Here is a 22,571-nt window from a genome sequence, read left to right on the forward strand (position 1 = left end):
CTCTTTATCTTTAATGTTTATGAAGTACTGTGGGGCTGGACAATTAAGTCATTGCCCGAAATATCAATGACACGGACTCGATCACCGACTTTCACATGGGTAGTGCTGCGACAGTTCCATTCATCGGCCCCTAAAATAGGCATAGGGAAACGGACAATAATTTGGTCATGAGTAAGTCCGGTTTGAATCACCATACCAATTTGTCCAATGGTAGCCTCACGAGGTAAACCTGCTTTAGTTCTATCAATTGATAAGGGTTTAATAAATTTGAACCAGAGAATGGTGCATAACACCGATAAAATAATCCACAATACAATTTGGGTTGTAAGGCTAATATCTGGAAATAACCAATAGAGAAAGCAAACCATAATGGCTGCAATACCAAACCAGAGAGCGGCAAAAGCAGGGATAATCAGCTCAGAAAGAATAAGTAAGATACCCAATACAAACCAGTGCCAAGGTTCTACAACAAACTCCATAGATCTGCTCTTTTATATATCTTTATGATGGGTAAAAGTGATCTCATATCACTTTTACCACTGTAGCAGATGATAGTAAGTGTGGATAGAAAAAAACCACCTCAATTAAAATTTAGGACGTGGTGCTGGCTTAAATGCGGCTGGAGATTTTTTGAAATTCGCAATTGCAGTTTCAATTTGACGAATTTGGCCTTGAGCAGCTTTCTCACCCTCTAAAATAGCTTCATTACTTGATTTTAAATCGAGTGTACCTAAGTGCCCAACTTTAGGCTGAATGACTACGTTTGCTAGCTTTAACTCTTCATTAATACTTTGTTGACCCATAATATTAATGGTTTGATCAAGTAATCCCCACATATTCGCCGGGCGATTTCCTGCTGGACGTGCTGAAATATCAACGGCAATCACAATATCTGCACCCATATCACGTGCTGTTTTTACAGGAATTGGGCTAACTAATCCTCCATCTACGTATTTTTGATTGCCAATAGTGGCAGGTACAAATACGTTTGGAATACTACAAGACGCACGTACTGCTTGACCTGCATTACCTTTAATAAAGTCAGCTTTTTGACCATTATCAAGACGGGTTGCTACCGCGGCAAAACGAATTGGGAATTTTTCAATAGGCTTATTGCCCACGTTACGGTTCACATAATCTTGTAGCTTTTGTCCAAGAATAATACCTTGGCGATTAAGCGTTAAATCACGAATATCCGATTCTTGTAATTTAAGTGCAAGATTTTGGAGCTGATAAGGTGTTTGCCCACTGGCATAGATACTTCCTACAAAACTACCGGCACTTGTACCCGTAACAATTTTAGGTTTAATACCATGTGATTCTAAGACCTTAATAACACCAATATGTGAAAATCCTTTTGCTCCACCGCCGCCTAAGGCAAGTGCAATAACTGGTTCGCGTGCTTTAACTGAAGTGGTCGGTGTTGGTGTTTTGCTGAATTTATCACAGCCAAATAGGGCTAAAGAGATAAATCCGATACTGGCAAATTGAGCAATTTTCATCTTTGAAAAACAATCTATAGCAAGATAAATTAAGATGGCCCATCAGACCAGATTCGCTCAATTTTTGCTAGGTTTTTTTCACAAGATTTTGTAAAGGTTCTGCAAGCCAATTACGATTTTTCGGTGATATTTTTCCATCATAACGCTCAAAAATTTTGGCGAGATCTTCATCATAATTTCCGCTAGGAGTTAAATAGCCTAAGCAGTGAATAGTCTTGCGGTCATAATCAAAAGAGAACATCACAATCGGGATATTAGCCTTTGCAGCAATATGGTAAAAGCCACTCTTCATTTTTTTTGCTTTCTTACGTGTGCCTTCTGGCGCCATTCCAATCCAGATCTTGTCATAATCCTGAATGGTTGCAACCACCTGTTCAGTTAGTCCATTGGCAGAGTCACGTTTTACCGGAATAACACCTGCCCAATCTAAAAAACGTTTAAAAGGAGGCTTAAATAAGCTGTCTTTACCTAGTACTGTAATTTGAATGCCAAGCCCAAAAATAGCTAAAAAACCATACCAGCCATCAATATTGGATGTGTGAGGAGAAATAATCGCTACAGCCTTGGGAAAATTAGGAACTTCACCTTCTATGGTCCAGCCTTGAGCCAAAAAAAGTTTTTTAAATAATGCTCGACTTAAAGCATTACCACGTTGAGGGACCTGTGGAGGTAGCTTAGGGAAATGTTGTTCCATATTTTTAAGTTTTAAATCATCCTTTGTTTTATCTTAATCTTTTGAAATCTATGCTTCATTGGCAAAATGTAAGACTACGCATGGTATTTCATGTTATTACCGCACAAAGAAATAAAAGTAGGTATATATGTTTCGACGGCAAAATCTTTATCTTTTGCTATTTTCCTTATATTGGGCGCAAGGTCTACCTGTGGGTTTTATGACCCATGCTTTGCCCGTAATATTAAGAGCTCAAGGTGTATCACTCGCGCATATTGGTGGTTTTGGGCTGCTTATGGTGCCTTGGTCAATCAAAATATTTTGGGCACCGTGGGTGGATCGACACGCAATTTCCCGTTTAGGTCATTATCGTAGCTGGATTTTACCCACCCAGCTTTTGACGGTGGCAGTACTTTGTATTTTATCTTTTTTTCCTATTCAGGCTTTAGATCAGCCTTTGTACTTATTTATATTTTTTATTGCACTGTTATTTATGAACTCGACGGGCGCAACTCAAGATATTGCAACCGATGCTTTAGCTGTCAATTTATTACAACATGATCAGCAACATTGGGGAAATACATTTCAAGTTGTAGGCTCTCGGCTTGGTTTTATTGTAGGTGGGGGAGCTGTGTTATGGTGTTTAGATTGGTTGTCATGGCAGCCAACTTTTTTATTATTAGCGGCTTTAGTATTTATCAATACTCTACCTGTTTTACTATTCAAAGAGCCTCCTCATACTTCTCATTCTGACAATCAATCTAGCCAGCCAAATTTATTGATAAAAATTAAGTCTTATTTGAGTTATTTTTCTCAAAATAAAGAGCTTCGCTCTTGGTTAATGGTACTTATCACTTTTAAAGTGGCAGATGGCTTAGCAGGGCCATTACTTAAACCCTTAATGGTTGATATGGGATTAAGCTTTACCCAAATTGGTGTTTACATCACTATGATAGGTGCTGTAGCTGCTTTAGTGGGGGCATTTATTGCAGGATGGGTATTAAAGTATTTTTCTAGACCAGCCACATTAATTAGTTTTTCAATATTAAAAATTATGAGCTTAGGTGCTTATGTTTATTTAGCTTATGCTTATGAGCAGAAGATAAAAATAAATACATGGCTTATCTATTCTGTAAATGCTTTGGAAGATGCTTTTGCTGCCATGCTATTGGTTGTAATGCTAACCTTGGTTATGCATTACAGTCGAAAGAACTATGCGGGTACCGATTTTACTTTTCAGGTTTCGATTATGGCGACTGTAAGTGGGGGACTTTATACCTTGAGTGGAATCATTGGAGATGTACTTGGTTATTTCCATTATTTGATAGCTATTGTCACTATTGCTGTACTATTTTTAATTCCTATTTACGTATGGAGGGCAGCAAAAGCTGTATAAAAAGTGATATTAAGCTGATGAAATAAAGAAACTTAATTCATATTAAGTTAAGCTAAAAAGTTGTGCTTATAACTTTACTCATTCTTTTAAAAATGTATATTTTTAGCTATTCAAATGGCTTATTAATTGTGCCATCTTGTTTGGGTAGCAAATGGACGCTAGAAAGGAAAAAAGGGTGGAAGTAACAAGAAAAATTATGTGAATCAAGCAACGTCGGTAAAAAAATATTCACTTAGACGGTTTATTAGCCTAAAGTCTAAAAAAGAATAATGAAATAATGATTTAATCATTCTATAAGATAAGAGAGTTGTGTAGGATTCGTTACAACATGAAGTCAAGGTAAAAGTTCTGTAAACAAAAGTATGTCTTGCTTCTTTTGATTTGGAATTTTTAATCTTACCCAGCGTTAAAATTGGTTTTGATTGCGGTAATAAAATTAATGCAATCAAATTTGGAGAATAGTTGATTTTTTAGTGCTCAATGGTCACCGAATCAACTTGGCATGGATAAGCAACATAAAATATATTTTTAGGAGTTTTTGATGGATCTATTCCTTAATCGTAAATCGTTTGTTGTTAAAAGTTTAGCTATTACAGTAACAGCTTTAATGATGAGTGGGGCAAATGCGGCAACCTCTGAAAAAGAGGAAATTCAAAAACTTCGTCAAGAAGTTGAAGCATTAAAAGCATTAGTTAAAGAACAGCGCCAAGTACAGCAGCAACAGCAACAAGTACAGCAACAACAGCAAGTGCAGTTAGCTGAAGTTAAAGCACAGCCTCAACCTGTTGCTGCGCCAGCTTCTCCATTAGCAGGTTTTAAATCTAAAGCTGGTGCTGATGTAAACCTTTATGGTTTCGTTCGTGGTGATGCTAACTATATTATCGAAGGTGCCGATAACGACTTTGGTGATGTTAGTAAAACTGATGGTAAAACAAAAGATAAATTACGTTCGACTGCTAAAACCACACGTCTTGGTTTAGATTTTAATACACCTGTTGGCGATGCTAAGGTAGGCGGTAAACTCGAAGTCGATTTTGCTGGCTCAACAACAGATTCGAATGGCTCATTACGTATTCGTCATGCTTATTTAACGTATAACGACTGGTTATTTGGTCAAACGACGTCTAACTTCTTGTCAACTCATGCACCAGAAATGATCGATTTCTCGACAAACGTTGGTGGTGGTACAAAACGTGTTCCTCAAGTACGCTATGGCTACAAGTTGGGCCCAACTACACAATTGTTTGTTTCTGCTGAAAAAGGTGATAGTACTTCAGCAGCAGCTGGCGATAGCATCAAGTATAGCTTACCTGCATTAACTGCTAAAATTACTCAAGGTTATGCAGACGGTAAAGGTTCTGCATCAGCTCGTGCTTTGGTAGAAAATTATAAATCATCACTTGGCGATGATAATAAAACTGGATGGGGTATTGCTGCAGGTACAGACTTCAAAGTTTCTGATCCTTTAAAAGTTTTTGCTGATGTTTCATATGTAGTTGGTGATAGTAGCTATTTATATGGTAGTAATGCTGCCTATACTTTAGTAAATAATAATATCGAGCAAAATAAATTTGTTGCTGTACAAGTAGGTGGTACTTATAAAATTTTACCTAACTTACGTTCAACTTTAGCGTACGGTGCAGAGTTTGCTGATGACGGCACTGATTATGCAAAAGCATATACAGCTGGTAATGAAAAAGTTCAGCAAGCATGGATTAACTTCATCTATACGCCTGTTAAACCAATTGATTTAGGCCTTGAATATGTCAATGGTAAACGTGAAACGTTTGCTGGCCAGTCTTATAAAGATAACCGTATTGGTTTAATGGCTAAGTATAGCTTCTAATTTCTCAATGCTTCTTAGCTAAGTGAGTCGAGATTCATATGAGTCTCGACTCATTTTTTTAATTGAAATAAATAAGTAGCATAAAGCCGTTAAAAATGGTTTATACCGATCATTCTATTATTTAAGTCATTTTTAAGTTTCAATTTTTACAGTAGAGCATCATAAAAAAAGGTCGTAGTAACCAGAGATGCTGAGTTTTTTTTCTACATTAAGAAATAAGCAGATTTCCCTGTTTATGTTCAACTTCATTATAGCCATTTGGTTAGGTGCAATTCTAAATTTTGGTTTTTATAAGAAAGTTCATTTGTTAACGCCATATTTAGGTATAAAAGCGACCTTTTTCTTAGCGGCTACTGTAGTGATTGTTGTTGCTACCTATTATGCGGCTTTACAAATTTTAAACTGGAAATGGACGGCCAAAATTTTTGCCATTTTACTTGTATTTATTGGTGGTTTTAGCTCGTACTTTGTAAATACTTTAGGTGTCATTATTTCACCTGATCAGATTCAGAATATTGCTCAAACAGATGTTGCTGAAGCTACAGATTTACTGTCTTTGCGTTTTGGGCTCTGGACAATCTTCTTTGTTATTTTACCTATTTTTTTAATTACTCAGGTAAAACTCAAATCAGAAAAAATACTTCCGCTTTTGCTTAAAAAAGTACTTTCAATCGCTCTTGCATTTGCCGTTGTAGGCGGTTTGTTGTTTGCATATTATGTTGATTTTGCAGCGATATTTAGAGAGCATCGTGATTTAAAAGGAATGATCTCTCCTCAAAACACTATTTCTTCGGTGATGTCTTATTATCGTAAAAAAGCGCCTAAGAAAAATCTTCCTCTTGTGAAGTATGGTGAAGATGCCCATCAAGTTCAACAAACTCAAAAAGATTTACCTAAACTCATGGTACTTGTAGTGGGCGAAACTGCACGTGCAGAAAGTTTCTCACTCAATGGGTATGCTAAAAATACAAACCCAGAGCTTTCTAAACAAGATATTTTAAACTTCTCTCAAGTGAGTTCATGTGGTACGGCAACAGCAGTTTCTGTGCCATGTATGTTCTCTGGTATGCCACGTGCTGATTATGATGAGCAATTGGCAAGCCATCGTGAAGGCTTACTAGATATTGCAAAACGCGCAGGCTATCAAGTGACTTGGATTGATAACAACTCGGGTTGTAAAGGTGCATGTGATCGTGTTGAACAATACCAGATTCCAGAAGACTTAAAGCAAAAATGGTGTAAAGATGGCGAATGTCTTGATGGTATTCTCATTGATAGCTTAAAGCAGTATTTGGCCTCTATTCCGAAAGACGATAAACGTCCACGTTTAGTTGTATTACATCAGATGGGTAGCCATGGACCAGCATATTACAAACGGGCACCTGAGGGATATCAACCATTTAAACCAACTTGTGATACTAATGCGATACAGGGTTGTTCACCAGCTGAGCTATTAAATAGTTATGATAATACAATCGTGTATACAGACCATGTATTAAGCCAAATGATCAATACTTTAAAAGAAGTATCGAATTATCAAACAGGTTTATGGTATTTATCTGATCATGGAGAATCGACAGGTGAGCATGGTATGTATTTGCATGGTTCGCCTTACTCAATCGCACCGAGCCAACAAACACATATTCCAATGATTATGTGGTTCTCTGATGGCTGGAAACAACATAATCTTGCTCAAGTAAATTGTTTAAACCAACAAACTAAACAAAAGTTAAGTCAGGATAATCTATTCCCAAGTTTGTTAAGTTTGCTGGATGTACAAACTCAGGTCATCAACCCTCAACTGGACATGTTGCACTCTTGTGCCCATGTAAACTAAAGCGAGCCTAGAACATGACAAAAATCTTGATGATTGAAGATGATTTTATGATTGCAGAATCAACAACGACGTTGCTGCAATATCATCAATTTGAGGTGGAATGGGTCAATAACGGTTTAGATGGTTTGGCCCAATTAGCAAAGAATAAGTTTGATCTCATTCTTTTAGACTTGGGATTGCCAATGATGGATGGTATGCAAGTTTTAAAGCAGATTCGTCAAAGAGCAGCAACACCAGTCTTAATTATCTCTGCACGTGACCAACTGCAAAACCGTGTTGATGGTCTGAATTTGGGAGCAGATGATTACTTAATTAAGCCTTATGAGTTTGATGAATTACTCGCTCGTATTCATGCCTTATTACGCCGTAGTGGCGTAGAGGCTCAACTTGCAAGCCAAGATCAACTACTAGAAAGCGGTGATCTGGTTTTAAATGTTGAACAGCACATTGCAACATTTAAAGGGCAACGTATTGATTTATCGAATCGTGAATGGGCAATCTTGATTCCGCTTATGAGTCATCCAAATAAAATTTTCTCAAAAGCTAATTTGGAAGATAAGTTATATGACTTTGATAGTGATGTGACCAGCAACACGATTGAGGTATATGTCCATCATTTAAGGGCTAAGTTGGGTAAAGACTTTATTCGAACTATCCGAGGACTGGGTTACCGTTTAGGGCAATCATAATTTAAGATTTCGGGACTTCATGAACGTGCATTATTCATTAAAAAAACGACTGATTTGGGGCACCTCAATTTTCAGTGTCATCTTAGGTTGTATTTTAATTTTTAGTGCTTATAAGGTTGCACTTCAGGAAGTCGATGAAATTCTAGATACTCAAATGCAGTATTTAGCGGAAAGAACGGCTGAGTATCCCTTAAAAACAGTAAGTAGTAAGTTTGATTTACATCGGACTTACCACGAAGAAGATTTATTTTTAGATATTTGGGCTTATAAAGACCAAGCGAATTTATCTCATCATCTTCACTTCTTGGTTCCTCCAGTGCAACAAGCTGGTTTTTATTCACATAAAACCGCTGAAGGTGTAGTCCGAACATATGTTTTACCGTTGAAAGACTACCAAATTCAGGTCAGTCAACAAGAGCGGGTTCGTGAAGCTTTCGCATGGGAGCTTGCCGGCAGCATGTTCATTCCATATTTAATTATTTTACCTTTTGCGATATTTGCCTTGGCCGCCATTATTAGTCGTGGTTTAAAACCAATAGATGATTTTAAAAATGAGTTAATGGAGCGTGATTCTGAGGAGTTAACACCAATTGAGGTGCATGATTATCCTCTAGAACTTTTGCCTACCATTGATGAAATGAACCGTCTGTTTGATCGTATTTCTAAAGCACAAAATGAACAGAAGCAATTCATTGCTGATGCTGCTCATGAACTAAGAACACCTGTTACAGCATTGAACTTACAAACCAAGATTTTGTTAAGCCAGTTTCCTGAGCATGAATCGTTGCAAAATTTAAGCAAAGGTTTAGCTCGTATTCAGCATTTAGTGACGCAGCTTTTAGCGTTGGCAAAGCAAGATGTAACTTTAAGTATGGTTGAACCTACTGGCTATTTCCAGCTCAATGATGTGGCTTTAAATTGCGTTGAGCAGTTGGTTAATTTAGCCATGCAAAAAGAAATTGATTTAGGCTTTGTTAGAAATGACCCTGTCGAGATGCATAGTATTGAACCTACCGTACATTCGATTATTTTTAACTTAATTGATAATGCAATTAAATATACACCACATCAGGGGGTAATTAACATTTCAGTTTATACCGACCCAGATAACTTTGCTTGTATTCAAATCGAAGATAGTGGCGCAGGTATAGATCCTGAAAATTACGATAAGGTGCTTAAACGTTTTTATCGAGTACACCATCATCTTGAAGTGGGAAGTGGTTTAGGTTTATCAATTGTAGATCGTGCAACTCAAAGACTTGGTGGAACTCTAACTCTCGATAAAAGTTTAGAACTTGGTGGTCTTTCAGTTTTAGTGAAGTTACCTAAGGTTTTACATTTACATGAAACAAGAGCTTAACTAAGCTCTTGTTTTAATTGTTTTTCGAACTCAAAGCGATGAATACAAATCGCATAAAAGAAAATGTTCACTGCCCAAACAACCCAACCTGTCCATAAGTTATGACTTAGGAAATGTGCTCCTCGCATCATTTGTGCCCAACCCATCATAAATCCTAATAAAATGCCTGAAAATAAATAAAAATAAGCTCGTTTTGGTTGTTCAAGACGATAAACAAAATAACCGGTCATTATGATAAATCCAGCACTGGCATGACCACCTGGAAAACAATGACCATGTTTTGCTGTAAAGTCCCAAATATAGCCACCTAAACTATTAGGATGAACCATATTCCAAGGGCAGGCATGAGCAGATTGCGATTTTAATAAACCAACAACACCGCTACCAATCATGCTGACAAAAAACATATAACCATATTGCCAGCGATAGATTTTTAACTTTTCTACTTTAAATGAAGCAAGCCACAGACCAAAAAAGATGACATAAACCGCAGTGATAATGTCTTTTACGATTTGATGATTAAGCCTCTCAAGATACCAATTTTCCCGATTAAAAAATTGACCAGTTGAATCAATCCAAGGTTGGATAAGATACATATCAATTTTTCCACCCACTGGGAATACAAATAAAAGTATAAAAAAGCTGATAGTAAGAAAAATAAGCTGAAGCTGAAAAAAATGTTTTTGTTGATTCATTGTGTTTTAACATCAATTTAAGCGTGAATTGAAGGCATTACATAAAATAAAACTTAAATTGTTCTTAAACTAAACAGGATTTCATCTTTAAATCTTAGAAAAATATTCAATTTAATATATTTTTCAATATATTAAATTGAATGTATGGAAAACTAAAAGCGTAGTTTTTAATCAAGGAAAGTTATTTTTAAACTAAAAGGTTTTATTTGTAAGAGGTATATGAAGCAGTATATTTAAATCCTGCTTCATAATCATTGAATTAAAACATGCCTTCTTCAGAGTTGGCAGAGATTTTATGAATAGACAAATCTGCACCACGAAACTCATCTTCTTGAGATAAACGAATACCAATGGTCGCTTTAAGGATGCCATAAACAATAAAACCGCCAGCAAGTGCAATAGTAATCGCGAGTACTGTACCAATGAGCTGTGAGGCAAAAGATACACCGCCTAAACCACCTAGCCATTTTTGACCAAATAGTCCCACTGCAATACCGCCGAATGCACCGCAAACGCCATGTAAAGGCCATACACCTAGTACATCATCTACTTTGAGTTTATTTTGTGTATAGGTAAAGAGGTATACGAACATGGCACCAGCTATACCACCAATAACAAGGGCACTCACGGGATGAACAATGTCAGACCCGGCACAAATAGCAACTAAACCGGCAAGTGGACCATTATGTAAGAAACCTGGGTCATTTTTCCCAATTGCATTTGCTGTAATCGTTCCGCCAACCATTGCCATAAGTGAATTAATAGCAACTAGCCCAGAAATAGCATCAAGACGTTGGGCACTCATCACGTTAAAGCCAAACCAGCCCACAATTAAAATCCATGAACCAAGTGCTAAAAATGGAATTGAAGAAGGAGGGTGAGCACTTACGCGACCATCTTTCTTATAACGACCAGAGCGAGCACCTAATAAAATAACCGCAGCGAGTGCAATCCAGCCACCCATTGCATGGACTACAACTGAACCGGCAAAGTCGTGAAAAGCTGCGCCAAAGGTCGTTTCTAACCATTTTTGTAGACCATAGTTACCATTCCAGACCATACCTTCAAAAAAAGGATAGACCAGACCTACTAAAGCGAGTGTTGCTATTGCTTGTGAACGCATTTTGGCGCGTTCTGCAATACCACCTGAAATAATTGCAGGAATTGCCGCAGCAAAAGTCAGTAAAAAGAAGCAACGCATTAAATTATAACCATGATCACTTGCGAGGCTTGTGCCATCATGGAAGAAATGCTGACCATACGAAATGTAGTAGCCCACAAAGAAATATGCGATTGCGGAGAGAGCAAAGTCAGTCAGAATTTTACTAAGCGCGTTCACCTGATTTTTGTGGCGAACTGTACCAAGTTCCAAGAATGCAAAACCTGCGTGCATGGCAAGAACCAAAACTGCACCAAGTAATAAGAAAAATAGATCTACATTTTGCATAGCATGCTCGAAAAAAGTGCTAAATTCCATTTTGGAACAAATCTGGGTCTGTAAATTGCACCAAAATAGATTTAAGGAATCTAAAAACCTAAGTTTGTCGAAACAAACTCAATTGCATAAAAGTGAATATGCAATAAGTGCACCAATTTGGATTGTGAAATTAGTTTTTGGCGATAAATAGTGCGTTAATTTGCTTTAAATAGGCTGTAATGGCACATTTTTATGATAAAAGTCATCTAATTTGTTTATAAAATGACCTAAAAGAGTTCGTTATTAAAATATAAAATGAATTAAATTCTGACTAAATTATTTATTAGACCAAACCTCTTGAGCAACCTCTATAAATGCTTTTACGGCTGGACTGATGTGTTTCTTGTTTTTTACTGCAAGGCCAATAGAGCGTTTAAGATTCGGTTTAAAAGGGCGTTTGACCACGTTTGGATAGAGTGAGAGTAACTCTTTGGTGATGACCATATCAGAGACTATTGAGATTCCTAACTGGTTGTGTACCATACTGACGATACTTAGAATTTGGGAAACATAAAATTTAATGTCTGGTTTCACATTAAAGTTTTTTAAAATTAATTCGACCTGATGTCGACTACCAGCCATTGTCATTATAAAAGGGCAGTTTTCTAGTTGGGCTGGATCAATATAGAGTTGCTGCGCCAGCGGGTAACCACTCGGAATTAAGGCAACAAAACGATCTTCGATTAAAGAGAATGTATCGAATCGCTCATCTGGCATAATTAAAAAACCAACCTCTATGCGCCGTTCTAGTAACCACTGTGCAACTTCTTTATCTTCACCTTCATCAATATAAATCTCGATTTTAGGATAGCGTTGCCGAAAGGTTTCTAAAATTTCAGGCAATAGATAAATAGATGATGAAGCCCCAAAAGAACCAATACGTAATGTTCCTTCATTTAAACCGTGGATGGCAGCCACTTCTTTTTCTAATGTATCGGAAATACTCAATAACTCTTTTACATGGGTCAATAACTGCTGACCTGTCGTGGTGAGTTCAATATCGCTTTGAGTTCTTGAAATGAGGTTAATGCCCCATTGTTGTTCTAATGATTTAAGGGCATGAGAAACTGCTGACTGTGAAATTCCCAGCTTTTCTGCTGTGGCAGTAAAACTTTTTAGTTCAGAAATGAGTGCGAAAATTTCAAGCTGGGTAAAGGTCATATTGGATTTGTTATGAGTAAAAACTCATTTTATCATGAGTTTTCATTATCTTTAATATATGAGTAAGCCAAGCTAATTGCCAAAACAGCAAGCCTCAACAAAACTCGAGTAAAGAAATGAATAGCATTGTTTTATCTCTTTTTCCTTTAGTTGCATTAATTGCATCGGGATACTTATTTAAAAAATATCATTTTTTCAGCGATGAGTTTTGGGTTGGGGCAGAGAAGCTTAATTACTATATTTTGTTTCCCGCTTTGCTTTTCAGTACGCTATCGACCGCAAAAATTGACTTACAAAGCTTGAGTACAGCCATTATTGCGATGTTGATTGTGGTCTTAGCTGTAACCGCCTTTTTATACATACTCCGAATGTTTTGGCATATACCGCCTGCACGTTTTGGTGTGCATGTACAAAGTATGGTTCGCTTTAATACCTATATTGGTTTGGCTCTAGTCACTGCGCTTTTTAAAAGTGAAGGAATGGCAATTCTGGCAATTTTATTGGCACTTTGCATTCCACTGGTAAACGTTATTTCGGTGCTTGCTCTAACATCTAAAGAACATATGGCAATTAAATCTGTTTTGATTGCACTTCTTAAAAACCCTTTAATTGCATCATGTGTGGTCGGAGCAATAGTCAATACGCTTCATATCCCAATTTGGGAAGGCTTTACTCAGTTTATTAAGCTTTTTTCAGCATCGAGTTTGCCACTAGGTTTGTTATGTGTTGGCGCAGCTTTACAGTTTATGCAAATGAAAAAAGACATTGTGGTATTGGTAGCAGATACATTTGTGCGTCTTTTAGCTGTGCCTGCTTTGGCTTATATGGTCTGCATGTGGTTTGATTTATCAAGTTTGCAAACACAAATTTTAGTCATTTTCTTTGCGTTACCGACTGCTTCCGCATCATATATTTTAACTAAGGTTTTGGGTGGTGATAGTCAGCTTATGGCAGCCGTGATTAGCTTTCAAACTTTATGTGCTGCAGTGACTTTGCCATTAGTGATTTGGTGGATTTCTTAAGATATAAATTTTTGGCCTCTTAACACTTAAAGAATGCTTTGCTACCTTCCTCATCTGATTATTGCTACACTTTTTTCTTTTTCAGGTTGATGAAATATGTCCTTTGATCTCAAAGTGAGCTTGCAGCAAAGGTCTGAACCGTCTGCACAGCAGAAAAAACTGAATCGCCTGATTGATAAAATAGAACAGCAAAAAGTTAGCCTGAGCACATGGCAAAATGCACAAGCTGAGATTCAAAAGCACATACGGCAAAAACTGATGCCTGTGTATGGCGATTTGCATGAAGTTTTATTTCAGCAGTTGGATCAACTTTGGAATATGTTGCATAGCCATGAGTTTTCCAAAGTAGACATGCAACAACTAGATGAAAAAATTGCCCAGCTTGCACAAATGTTGAAGCGATCCAAAATGCTATCTACTGAACAGTTGGATTTAGTGAAGCAGATCGATACCTTTTATCAGCAACATACTCAAGATTCGGTAAAAAAGAATAAAAAAACTCAGCCAATAAAATCTGAATACCAAGAAAGCGTTGATCAGGGTTCAGAGTTTGAAGAAGTCTTTGAACGGTATGCGGCTGAGCAACAACAAGCGCGTGAACAAGCCAAACGGCAAAGACAGCAGCAGAAACGTGAACAAGCTGAGCAAATGGCAGCGCAGTCGTTAAAAACAGTTTATTTAAAAATTGCCGCGATGATTCACCCAGACCGTGAGCAAGATGAAACAAAGAAACAGGAAAAAACTGAGCTGTTTCAACAGGCAAGTCAGGCCTACGAAAAGCAGGATTTGTTTTATTTACTCAAACTCCAGTTACAGCTTGAACAGAATAAAGGGCTAGGCGCTAAAGAATTATCTGCCGAGCAATTAAGGTTTTATAAACTGTCCTTAGATGCACAAAGTCAGCAGCTTGAAAGCCAAATAGCTGAGATTTTGGATTCTTTTCAGTTAGCCAAGAATGTGAAAGCAGAACATGTACACATTAGTGATGTTTATAAAGCCATAGATGCCGACTGTGCTGAGTTAAAGCAGCAGTTAAACTGGGAAAAGGAGCGTTTAAAGCATATGAAAAAGGTGAGTGGGTTAGAGACGTTGTTGGGGCATGGGGTGCTTTAATTTTTAAAAGAGCACCTCTCCCTAATATTCTCCTAAAAGGAGAGGAGAATATTGTGTATCCAATAACATGTTAATATATAAATGCTGCTGCCGTTGCCTTAGTGAAAGAGCTAGGATGAAGGTTGTCTTTTAAACGTTATAATATCTTTTAATGCTTGAACTGTATTATTTGAATTCTGAGATTCAATACGATTTTTTTCTAATTCGATAGTCGTTTCATCTTTTTTAAGAATGAAATTACGTTCAGTATTCATAAGCTTTTCGATAACTTTAGCTTTGACTTGTCCATTATTCTGTTCAAAAGCATACAAAACGGCTAAATATTGACTTTCAAGGTTAGTAACTTCATTTTGAAAGTACTTAATATCCTCAAGATTCTTTTTATAGAGATTTAGGAAGAAATATGAAAATACTTCAATAAGTATCGTTAAGCTAATTCTTGGCAGAAAGTAAATTAGTGTATTATTTAGATTTGGTGGATTCGTTGGGGTATATGCAATAAGTGAATAAAAGATAAAACCCAACCCTACTAAGCAAAAAATTAAACCTGATATAAGATTCAAATTAGCCTTACGATTTAAATCAGCTAAGTAACCTTTTAATCTGCTAATAGTTAAAAGCTTTAATTCATTCGTGGTAGAAAGAGTGGCTAAATCTTCTTGATGCTTAATTTTAAGCTTGTTTTCTAGTTCTTCTTGTCTTTTAACTTTATCTTCTTCATTTTCCTCTTGATGTGGCGTCCTAAAAGGAATATCAATTAGAATAAGATTTTGTAAAAGAGTGGAAAGAACAGATGATGCTTTATCCGCATCTAAATATTTTACTAGAGCTGTAATCACAATAGAGAAAATGAAAGTTACAGTTATTAATAAAATTACTATTTCTAATGTACTCATGAATAAATAAAGGGCTGAATAATCAGCCCTTTATATTATAGATTAAATTGTGAACTTTAAAGCTTAAAGCGCAGCAATCTGCTCCATATTCGCTTTAACTTTCTCTAACTGAGCAGCAAATTCAGCAAGCTTTGCTTTTTCACCCTCAACCACCGCTGCTGGTGCTTTAGACACAAAGCCTTCATTTGCAAGTTTGCTCGTGTGGTCGGTAACTCTAAAATAAGAAATCGTTGTGGTTATATTCTTTATAAAATATAGTGGGGAAATTATAAAAAATAAAAGATCGGATTTATGAATGAAAAATTTATTCAATTATCAAAAGAATTTAAACATAGACCTATTTTAGAGAAGGCTTTAGGTTATTTTCGTAACTTACCTTTAGTTGCTATCGATTGTGGCTGTGGCGCAGGCAATGAATCTGCTTATCTACTCTCAAAGGGATTTAATGTTCATGCTTTTGATATTTCAATTGATGCGCAAAAAGTCTGTACTGAGCGATTCAAAGATGACTCTAAATTTATTTTCTATCATGAATCTTTTGAAGACTTTAATTTCCCGTCTGCAAGCTTAATTATTGCTTCATCAAGTCTATTCTTTTGCGATCCAAGTTATTTTTATAGCGTAATTAAACGAATGATAAATGCTCTTTCTGAAGGCGGAATTCTGGTAGTTGATTTATTGGGGACTCAAGATGAATGGGTTACTAGAGAACTTGCAAAATTTATAGGTTTTACTTATCAAGATATAGCCGACTTATTTTTATGTGACTTTAATTTATTGTTTCATAAAGAAATGAATGAAAATTTACCTTTATTAAATGGTTGCATAAAATCATGGCATCTCCATATGCTGATTCTACAAAAAAAGTAATTTTGAAATATAGAAAAACCCAGAACCTGTTTGCACAGATTCTGGGTTCGTTTAACTAAAAAAGATTAAAGCGCAGCAATCTGCTCCATATTCGCTTTAACTTTCTCTAACTGCGCAGCAAACTCAGCAAGTTTCGCTTTTTCACCTTCAACAACCGCTGCTGGTGCTTTAGATACAAAGCCTTCATTTGCAAGTTTGCCCGAGATTTGGTCGTGTTGCTTTTGGATTTTATCCAAGTCTTTTTGCAAACGAGCAAGCTCAGCTTTAGGGTCAATTAAGCCTTTCATTGGTACAAATACCGATGCATGGCTAACAACGCTAGAGCAAGACAAAGGTGGTTCTTGGTCTTTATTCAAGAATTCAATGCTTTCAACTTTAGCCAATGCTTTGAACAATGCTTCAATACGAATGATTTGTTCACGTTCAGCGTCAGATGTGTTTTGAAGTAATACTGGCAATAAGCGTGCATTACCTAAGCCTAACTCACCACGAATGTTACGCACTGCACCAATCAAACCTTGAAGCCATTGCATATCTGCTTCAGCTTGTTCATTGATTTTTTCTTGCTCAGGAATAGGGTATTGAGCAGTCATAATCGTTGGGCCGCCTTGACCAAGCATTGGTGCAAGAGTCTGCCAGATTTCTTCTGTCAAATACGGCATTAATGGATGAGCCAAACGTAAAGAAGCTTCCATCACAGCAAGTAATACACGGCGTACTTCAGCTTTACGCTCTTCTGAAACTTCTGCATCGTTTAGAACTGGTTTAGTTAACTCAACGTACCAGTCACAGTATTCATTCCAGATAAAGTCATAAATCGCTTGAGCAGCAAGGTCTAAACGATAAGTTGCAAACGCTTGGTGTACAGCAGCTTCTGCTTTTTGCAGACGGCTGATAATCCATTGTTCTGGAAGTTCCCATAGATCAGGGCGAGCTTGTTGACCAACAGTTTGGCCTTCAACATTCATCAGAACGAAACGTGTTGCATTCCAAATTTTGTTACAGAAGTTACGGTAACCTTCAACACGTTTTAAGTCGAACTTGATGTCACGACCAGTGTTTGCAAGGGCACAGAACGTGAAACGAACTGCGTCAGTACCATAAGCATTAATGCCTTCTGGGAATTCTTTACGCGTTGATTTTTCAATCTTCGCAGCATCTTTCGGGTTCATTAGGCCAGTCGTACGTTTTGCGACTAAGCTTTCTAAATCGATACCGTCAATCAAGTCTAATGGGTCAAGTACGTTACCTTTAGACTTCGACATTTTTTGACCTTCACCATCACGTACCAAGCCGTGAACGTAAACCGTCTTAAATGGAATTTGAGATGAACCATCTTCATTTTTCATGAAGTGCATGGTCATCATGATCATGCGGGCAACCCAGAAGAAGATAATGTCAAAACCAGTCACCAACACGTCAGTCGGATGGAAAGTTTTGAGTTCAGGCGTTTGTTCTGGCCAGCCTAAAGTTGAGAATGTCCAAAGTGCAGATGAGAACCATGTATCAAGTACGTCTTCGTCTTGTTTAAGCTCAACATCGGCCGCGATGTTATTTTTCGCGCGTACTTCTTCTTCGCTACGGCCAACATAGATGTTGCCATCCGCATCGTACCAAGCTGGAATACGGTGACCCCACCAAAGCTGACGTGAAATACACCAGTCTTGAATGTCACGCATCCATGCCATGTACATGTTGCTGTACTGCTCTGGAACAAACTTAATACGACCATCTTGAACCGCTTCAATTGCAGGCTCAGCAAGAGGTGCAATTTTTACGTACCATTGGTCAGTCAATAATGGCTCAATAATCACGCCTGAACGGTCACCGCGTGGCGCTTTTAAGTCATACGGTTGGATTTGGTCTAACCAGCCTTCAGCTTCCGCTTGAGCAACTAGTTTTTTACGTGCGTCAAAACGCTCTAAACCAGCATAATCTGCAGGTGCAGTAATAGTTTTAGAAATTTGTTCACCAGCTTTGGCAATGTATTCAAACTCACCTAAAACTTCGGCGTTTTTGTTGAAGATATTGATAATTGGCAAGCTATTGCGTTTACCTAACTCATAGTCGTTAAAGTCATGAGCAGGGGTGATTTTTACACAGCCAGTACCGAAGTCTTTTTCAACGTAGTCATCGGCAACGATTGGAATTAAACGACCAGTAATTGGCAATACAATATTTTTACCAACAAGGTGTGCATAACGCTCATCTTCAGGGTGAACAGCAACAGCAGTATCACCAAGTAATGTTTCAGGACGAGTCGTTGCAACTACGAGATAGTCTTTGCCATCTTGAGTTTTAACTGATTTATCTTCAAAGAAATATTTAAAGTGCCAAAGTGAGCCTTTTTCTTCTTTGCTTTCTACTTCAAGGTCAGAAAGAGCAGTTTGAAGTTTAGGGTCCCAGTTTACAAGACGCTTACCACGGTAAATTAAACCGTCTTCGTGCAAACGAACGAATACTTCTTTAACTGCGTTTGATAAACCTTCATCCATCGTGAAGCGTTCACGTGACCAGTCTACAGACGAACCTAAACGACGAATTTGTTTGGTAATTGTGCCGCCAGATTGTTCTTTCCATTCCCAAACTTTTTCGATGAATTTTTCACGGCCTAAGTCGTGACGAGTTACACCTTGTAAGCCAAGTTGACGCTCAACAACCATTTGAGTTGCAATACCAGCATGGTCAGTACCCGGTTGCCACAAAGTGTTTTTACCCATCATACGGTTATAACGGGTGAGGGCATCCATAATGGCATTGTTAAAGCCATGGCCCATGTGCAAACTACCAGTGACGTTTGGTGGTGGAATCATGATACAGAATGATTCACCGTGACCAGAAGGTTTGAAGTAACCTTGTTCTTCCCACGTTTTGTACCACTTCTTTTCGATCTCGGTTGGATCGTAGGTGGTGGCAATATTTTGAGCGGTTTGAGCGTCAGTCATAGTAGCTTAGATCGAATATGCATAAAAAATTGCATCTATTGTAGCAAAAAAATGCCTCGAAATTAATGTGCTGAAAACAGATAAACGGTTTTGTATTTTTTTCAAAAAACGGTAGATTTATGAAGCATGGATCACAATTTAATCGTGTAGCGGCACGGCAGAAAAATTACAAAAGAATTGATAAGGGATGCGATATATGAGCTACAAAGTTTTTTTAAAGATTTCCGATTCAACCTATACCCAATTTGCTTCAATTCGAGAGAAATTACACGCAGGGGTAAAAGAAAGCCAATCTAAAGCATTAGGTAGTGTTCTTTCCGATTTATCTTGTGAAATTATTGAGCAAGTTTTCTCTGTATTGTTAAAGGATGAGCAAGACAACTCTACCATGACTGAAAAACAGCGCCATGAGTCCGAGAAAGTTCTTCAACAAATTTTAGATACTTTCCGAAAGTATATGCCTTGGTCAGTCTCTTTTTTCGGCAATGAACGGCTATTACCTTTAGTTGATTATATGACATCGCTTATGAAAGAACGTGAGCAAGATGTTTATATTACTTACCCAATCACACCACAACTTGTGCAACAGGCCCAAACACTGTCTGAACAAATACGTGCGGGCAATATGCAAAGCGTAGAAGAAGCTTTTCAGACCTTGATTCAAATTGTGGATTTAGGTGTAACAAGCCTAGTACGTGAACCTAAAAAACGTTTAAAATTTAATTTGGTTGTCGACAAAACCCTAAATGGGGTCATTAATATGACAACGCATTTGGGCTATAAACGTTTGGAAAAATTGGGGACGCAGGTTGATCAGACCACAGCAACTCATTATATCAATCATTTTTTGGCCTTCATGCATCAAGCAGCATAATTTAAAAAGATAATAGGAAGTCAAAATGGCCAAACTTGATACTTTGCAAAATAAAGTGGTGTGGATTACTGGAGCATCTTCCGGTTTAGGTAAAGCTTTAGCTGGTGAGTTTGCTTTGCAAGGTGCTCAAGTGATTTTAACTTCGCGTCGCTTTGAAGAGTTAGAAGAAGTTCGCGTTGGTTTACTCCATCCGGATCAGCACTTATCGGTAGTTGCAGACATTACCAATCAAGAGCAAGTTCAAGAGGCTTATGAGCAGATTTTAAAAGCAAAAGGACGAATTGACTGGCTTATTAATAATGCAGGTTTAAGTCAGCGTGCTCTAATTCAAGACACCACAATGGAAACTGAAAGAGCCATTATGGAAGTCGATTATTTCTCACAAGTGGCACTAACTAAAACTGTGCTGCCGATTATGCTTAAACAAAAGTCTGGCCGAGTCGTATTTGTGTCGAGTGTGGCAGGCCTTCTAGGTACGCAATACCGTGCAAGTTATTCGGCTGCTAAAGCTGCTATTCACATGTGGGCCAACAGTTTACGTGCCGAAGTTGCCGATCAGGGTGTTGAAGTTTCGGTTATTTTCCCAGGCTTTGTAAAAACTAATGTTTCGTTTAATGCGTTAAATGGCGCAGGGCAACCTCAAGGCCATCAAGATGAAGCAATCGAAAATGGACTAGAAGCCGATGTTTTTGCAGAACAGTCAGTTAAGGCATTAATGCAAGGACAAGAATATATCGTGGTAGGCGGTACTAAAGAAAAATTAGGTGTGATGGTTTCCCGTATGTCACCGAAATTACTCTATAAAATGATTCGAAAAACAAAAGTGAAATAAAAAAGAGATTTTGCCGTGCTAAATTGATGGAAAAACCCATATAGAAGGTTCACCATGGATCAAGACTACCATCGTATCTTAGACGTTGTTACGCGTTTTCAATTGGTCTTTGACCAGAAAAATTGGGATGCGTTCGATGAGTTATTGGCCGATCAACTTGAGGTGGACTATTTCCAGTTTAGAGGGGAGCCTTTATGTGTGGTGTCTTGTCATGAATATAAAGGTTCGCGGCAACAAGCTTTGTCACATTTGCGACTACAACATAATTTGAGTAATCCTCTTATTCGGATTGAACAAGACCGAGCATGGCTAGAGTGTAATTATCAAATTTACCGTTTTTCTGAAAATGATTATTTTCATTCTTTTGGTCGCTATTATTTTACCTTGGCAAAACAACAGGACAAATGGAAAATCACTGGAATTTGCCAACACTTAACTAAAAATATTGGCAATCCACGTATTCACTTTTCTGCTATGGGGCAGTGCTAGTCTTTGACTGCTGTACCATAAGCAAAAACTTCAACCATTCCGCCTTGCATACCGAGTTCGGTTGTACTCAACCGAACTCCCATAATATGGTTAGCACCCACATTATGGGCTTGTTGTTTTAAACGAATAATCGCTTCACGGCGAGCTCGTTCAACAATGCTTTCATAACTGGTCAGCCGACCCCCTAAAACATTTTTTATAGAAGCCAGTACATATTTAAAGTAGTCGTGAGAAATGACTACATTACTGCTAATAAAATGGCCTAATTGATCACTCGTTGCAAAACGATTGGTATCAATTCTGATATGTGCAAATTGTTGCTCTTTTTCTAGAAGTTCATTTAAATGTTTCCGTTCAATATGGCGGCCAAAAGCCCAACCAATACTGAAAAGAATAAGAAAAATAACAAGCTGAAAAATAAGATTGTCCATTTTCTACCTATGCATTAAATGGATCGGGTAGATGAGGTGCTTGGGGCTGCACAACGACTGCTGTGCCATATACAAATAACTCGGAAGCACCTTGGGCAATGTTTGAAGTTGAAAAACGAATGCCAACAATTGCGTTAGCACCAAGTTGCTGTGCCTTAGCAATCATGCGATCCATTGCTTCTTGGCGGGATTCTTCTAAAAGTTCGGTGTAGCCTGTGAGTTCTCCACCTACAATATTTTTTAAACTTGCCATGAGGTCACGGCCTACATGTTTACTACGAACAGTGCTGCCATATACAACATCAAGTTGTTTTAAAATTTGATGGCCTGGAACGCTTTCTAAATTACTTAATAACATTGTTTTTTATCAATCAAAATTTATTAAGGTTTCAAGATAAAAAATATTCACATTGGTTGCAATAAAAAAGCCCACCGAAGTGAGCTTTTATAAGAATGTGATTTA

Annotated in this window: 21 protein-coding genes and 1 pseudogene; 11 read left to right on the top strand and 11 right to left on the bottom strand. The window is 37.6% G+C overall.

The genetic code is table 11. The features are described 5' to 3' along the window. Nucleotides 1-17: 17 nt before the first annotated feature. The 3 genes from F984_RS21895 to F984_RS21905 all read right to left on the bottom strand — a co-directional run bounded on the left by F984_RS21895 (nucleotide 18) and on the right by F984_RS21905 (nucleotide 2,196). The gene (locus F984_RS21895; protein ID WP_004712189.1) at nucleotides 18-479 is read right to left on the bottom strand and encodes an NfeD family protein; all 462 of its coding nucleotides are present in this window, start codon (nucleotides 477-479) and stop codon (nucleotides 18-20) included. Between the two features lie 105 nt (nucleotides 480-584). Continuing rightward, on the bottom strand, nucleotides 585-1,502 hold the full coding sequence (locus F984_RS21900; RefSeq protein WP_004705841.1) for a patatin-like phospholipase family protein: 918 nt from the start codon (nucleotides 1,500-1,502) through the stop codon (nucleotides 585-587). Nucleotides 1,503-1,569: 67 nt separating this feature from the next. Next, nucleotides 1,570-2,196, bottom strand: coding sequence for a lysophospholipid acyltransferase family protein (locus F984_RS21905; protein WP_004712192.1), 627 nt, complete (start codon nucleotides 2,194-2,196; stop codon nucleotides 1,570-1,572). Nucleotides 2,197-2,323: 127 nt separating this feature from the next. Here F984_RS21905 and F984_RS21910 point away from each other — a divergent pair, with 127 nt between their 5' ends. The 5 genes from F984_RS21910 to F984_RS21930 all read left to right on the top strand — a co-directional run bounded on the left by F984_RS21910 (nucleotide 2,324) and on the right by F984_RS21930 (nucleotide 9,303). Beyond that, on the top strand, nucleotides 2,324-3,571 hold the full coding sequence (locus F984_RS21910) for an MFS transporter (RefSeq protein WP_004712194.1): 1,248 nt from the start codon (nucleotides 2,324-2,326) through the stop codon (nucleotides 3,569-3,571). A 541-nt stretch (nucleotides 3,572-4,112) separates the two neighbouring features. Then, nucleotides 4,113-5,417, top strand: coding sequence for a DcaP family trimeric outer membrane transporter (locus tag F984_RS21915; protein WP_004712196.1), 1,305 nt, complete (start codon nucleotides 4,113-4,115; stop codon nucleotides 5,415-5,417). A gap of 187 nt (nucleotides 5,418-5,604) precedes the next feature. Next, complete coding sequence (locus F984_RS21920; protein WP_017393845.1) at nucleotides 5,605-7,254, top strand: phosphoethanolamine transferase; 1,650 nt, start codon at nucleotides 5,605-5,607, stop codon at nucleotides 7,252-7,254. Nucleotides 7,255-7,268: 14 nt separating this feature from the next. Then, complete coding sequence (locus F984_RS21925) at nucleotides 7,269-7,943, top strand: DNA-binding response regulator PmrA (protein WP_002051287.1); 675 nt, start codon at nucleotides 7,269-7,271, stop codon at nucleotides 7,941-7,943. 25 nt (nucleotides 7,944-7,968) lie between these two features. Next, a complete protein-coding gene (locus tag F984_RS21930) occupies nucleotides 7,969-9,303 on the top strand; it encodes a two-component system sensor histidine kinase PmrB (protein ID WP_004712203.1) in 1,335 nt (444 codons plus the stop codon). Here the strand turns inward: F984_RS21930 and F984_RS21935 are convergent. The 3 genes from F984_RS21935 to F984_RS21945 form a co-directional block, all read right to left on the bottom strand. Further along, complete coding sequence (locus tag F984_RS21935) at nucleotides 9,300-9,998, bottom strand: phosphatase PAP2 family protein (RefSeq protein WP_004712206.1); 699 nt, start codon at nucleotides 9,996-9,998, stop codon at nucleotides 9,300-9,302. The genes F984_RS21930 and F984_RS21935 overlap by 4 nt on opposite strands. Before the next feature lie 259 nt (nucleotides 9,999-10,257). Next, a complete protein-coding gene (locus tag F984_RS21940; RefSeq protein ID WP_004712207.1) occupies nucleotides 10,258-11,445 on the bottom strand; it encodes an ammonium transporter in 1,188 nt (395 codons plus the stop codon). Between the two features lie 306 nt (nucleotides 11,446-11,751). Next, nucleotides 11,752-12,636 carry a LysR family transcriptional regulator gene (locus F984_RS21945; RefSeq protein ID WP_004712209.1) on the bottom strand — a complete coding sequence of 295 codons (885 nt, stop codon included), beginning with the start codon at nucleotides 12,634-12,636 and terminating at the stop codon, nucleotides 11,752-11,754. 116 nt (nucleotides 12,637-12,752) lie between these two features. On the opposite strand from F984_RS21945, the gene F984_RS21950 reads away from it, so the two are divergent. Further along, complete coding sequence (locus F984_RS21950; protein WP_004712211.1) at nucleotides 12,753-13,658, top strand: AEC family transporter; 906 nt, start codon at nucleotides 12,753-12,755, stop codon at nucleotides 13,656-13,658. Between the two features lie 96 nt (nucleotides 13,659-13,754). Further along, complete coding sequence (locus F984_RS21955) at nucleotides 13,755-14,771, top strand: hypothetical protein (protein WP_004712212.1); 1,017 nt, start codon at nucleotides 13,755-13,757, stop codon at nucleotides 14,769-14,771. Between the two features lie 110 nt (nucleotides 14,772-14,881). On the opposite strand, the gene F984_RS21960 is transcribed toward F984_RS21955, so the two are convergent. Both F984_RS21960 and F984_RS23150 read right to left on the bottom strand, forming a co-directional pair. After that, entirely contained in the window at nucleotides 14,882-15,667 is a 786-nt protein-coding gene (locus tag F984_RS21960; protein WP_004712214.1) for a hypothetical protein, read from the bottom strand. A 63-nt stretch (nucleotides 15,668-15,730) separates the two neighbouring features. After that, nucleotides 15,731-15,862 (bottom strand): annotated as a pseudogene (locus F984_RS23150) (hypothetical protein); the annotation flags it as partial. A gap of 96 nt (nucleotides 15,863-15,958) precedes the next feature. Here F984_RS23150 and F984_RS21965 point away from each other — a divergent pair. Next, nucleotides 15,959-16,537 (top strand): methyltransferase domain-containing protein, encoded by a 579-nt coding sequence (locus F984_RS21965; protein ID WP_004712216.1) that lies wholly within the window; start codon nucleotides 15,959-15,961, stop codon nucleotides 16,535-16,537. A gap of 65 nt (nucleotides 16,538-16,602) precedes the next feature. Here F984_RS21965 and F984_RS21970 read toward each other — a convergent pair whose 3' ends face one another. Then, on the bottom strand, nucleotides 16,603-19,482 hold the full coding sequence (locus tag F984_RS21970) for a valine--tRNA ligase (RefSeq protein ID WP_004712217.1): 2,880 nt from the start codon (nucleotides 19,480-19,482) through the stop codon (nucleotides 16,603-16,605). Between the two features lie 196 nt (nucleotides 19,483-19,678). On the opposite strand from F984_RS21970, the gene F984_RS21975 reads away from it, so the two are divergent. From F984_RS21975 to F984_RS21985, 3 genes are read left to right on the top strand one after another with little or no spacing between them, the layout of a single operon-like run. Further along, complete coding sequence (locus tag F984_RS21975; RefSeq protein WP_004712219.1) at nucleotides 19,679-20,356, top strand: hypothetical protein; 678 nt, start codon at nucleotides 19,679-19,681, stop codon at nucleotides 20,354-20,356. Between the two features lie 25 nt (nucleotides 20,357-20,381). After that, nucleotides 20,382-21,188, top strand: coding sequence for an SDR family NAD(P)-dependent oxidoreductase (locus tag F984_RS21980; RefSeq protein ID WP_004712221.1), 807 nt, complete (start codon nucleotides 20,382-20,384; stop codon nucleotides 21,186-21,188). Between the two features lie 54 nt (nucleotides 21,189-21,242). Further along, entirely contained in the window at nucleotides 21,243-21,677 is a 435-nt protein-coding gene (locus F984_RS21985) for a nuclear transport factor 2 family protein (RefSeq protein ID WP_004712224.1), read from the top strand. Here F984_RS21985 and F984_RS21990 read toward each other — a convergent pair. Further along, complete coding sequence (locus tag F984_RS21990) at nucleotides 21,674-22,108, bottom strand: YbjQ family protein (protein WP_004712225.1); 435 nt, start codon at nucleotides 22,106-22,108, stop codon at nucleotides 21,674-21,676. The two genes, F984_RS21985 and F984_RS21990, sit on opposite strands and share 4 nt — an antisense overlap. 7 nt (nucleotides 22,109-22,115) lie before the next feature. Next, a complete protein-coding gene (locus tag F984_RS21995; RefSeq protein WP_002051367.1) occupies nucleotides 22,116-22,466 on the bottom strand; it encodes a YbjQ family protein in 351 nt (116 codons plus the stop codon). Nucleotides 22,467-22,571: the final 105 nt, after the last annotated feature.

This window comes from Acinetobacter nosocomialis NIPH 2119 (assembly GCF_000368085.1).
Taxonomy (GTDB): Bacteria; Pseudomonadota; Gammaproteobacteria; order Pseudomonadales; family Moraxellaceae; genus Acinetobacter; species Acinetobacter nosocomialis.

What these genes read in the sequence shown, in the direction of transcription:
- F984_RS21895 (WP_004712189.1), bottom strand. Translation starts at nt 479, where the DNA reads ATGGAGTTTGTTGTAGAACCTTGGCACTGGTTTGTATTGGGTATCTTA.
- F984_RS21900 (WP_004705841.1), bottom strand. Translation starts at nt 1,502, where the DNA reads ATGAAAATTGCTCAATTTGCCAGTATCGGATTTATCTCTTTAGCCCTA.
- F984_RS21905 (WP_004712192.1), bottom strand. Translation starts at nt 2,196, where the DNA reads ATGGAACAACATTTCCCTAAGCTACCTCCACAGGTCCCTCAACGTGGT.
- F984_RS21910 (WP_004712194.1), top strand. Translation starts at nt 2,324, where the DNA reads ATGTTTCGACGGCAAAATCTTTATCTTTTGCTATTTTCCTTATATTGG.
- F984_RS21915 (WP_004712196.1), top strand. Translation starts at nt 4,113, where the DNA reads ATGGATCTATTCCTTAATCGTAAATCGTTTGTTGTTAAAAGTTTAGCT.
- F984_RS21920 (WP_017393845.1), top strand. Translation starts at nt 5,605, where the DNA reads ATGCTGAGTTTTTTTTCTACATTAAGAAATAAGCAGATTTCCCTGTTT.
- F984_RS21925 (WP_002051287.1), top strand. Translation starts at nt 7,269, where the DNA reads ATGACAAAAATCTTGATGATTGAAGATGATTTTATGATTGCAGAATCA.
- F984_RS21935 (WP_004712206.1), bottom strand. Translation starts at nt 9,998, where the DNA reads ATGAATCAACAAAAACATTTTTTTCAGCTTCAGCTTATTTTTCTTACT.
- F984_RS21940 (WP_004712207.1), bottom strand. Translation starts at nt 11,445, where the DNA reads ATGCAAAATGTAGATCTATTTTTCTTATTACTTGGTGCAGTTTTGGTT.
- F984_RS21945 (WP_004712209.1), bottom strand. Translation starts at nt 12,636, where the DNA reads ATGACCTTTACCCAGCTTGAAATTTTCGCACTCATTTCTGAACTAAAA.
- F984_RS21950 (WP_004712211.1), top strand. Translation starts at nt 12,753, where the DNA reads ATGAATAGCATTGTTTTATCTCTTTTTCCTTTAGTTGCATTAATTGCA.
- F984_RS21955 (WP_004712212.1), top strand. Translation starts at nt 13,755, where the DNA reads ATGTCCTTTGATCTCAAAGTGAGCTTGCAGCAAAGGTCTGAACCGTCT.
- F984_RS21960 (WP_004712214.1), bottom strand. Translation starts at nt 15,667, where the DNA reads ATGAGTACATTAGAAATAGTAATTTTATTAATAACTGTAACTTTCATT.
- F984_RS21965 (WP_004712216.1), top strand. Translation starts at nt 15,959, where the DNA reads ATGAATGAAAAATTTATTCAATTATCAAAAGAATTTAAACATAGACCT.
- F984_RS21970 (WP_004712217.1), bottom strand. Translation starts at nt 19,482, where the DNA reads ATGACTGACGCTCAAACCGCTCAAAATATTGCCACCACCTACGATCCA.
- F984_RS21975 (WP_004712219.1), top strand. Translation starts at nt 19,679, where the DNA reads ATGAGCTACAAAGTTTTTTTAAAGATTTCCGATTCAACCTATACCCAA.
- F984_RS21980 (WP_004712221.1), top strand. Translation starts at nt 20,382, where the DNA reads ATGGCCAAACTTGATACTTTGCAAAATAAAGTGGTGTGGATTACTGGA.
- F984_RS21985 (WP_004712224.1), top strand. Translation starts at nt 21,243, where the DNA reads ATGGATCAAGACTACCATCGTATCTTAGACGTTGTTACGCGTTTTCAA.
- F984_RS21990 (WP_004712225.1), bottom strand. Translation starts at nt 22,108, where the DNA reads ATGGACAATCTTATTTTTCAGCTTGTTATTTTTCTTATTCTTTTCAGT.
- F984_RS21995 (WP_002051367.1), bottom strand. Translation starts at nt 22,466, where the DNA reads ATGTTATTAAGTAATTTAGAAAGCGTTCCAGGCCATCAAATTTTAAAA.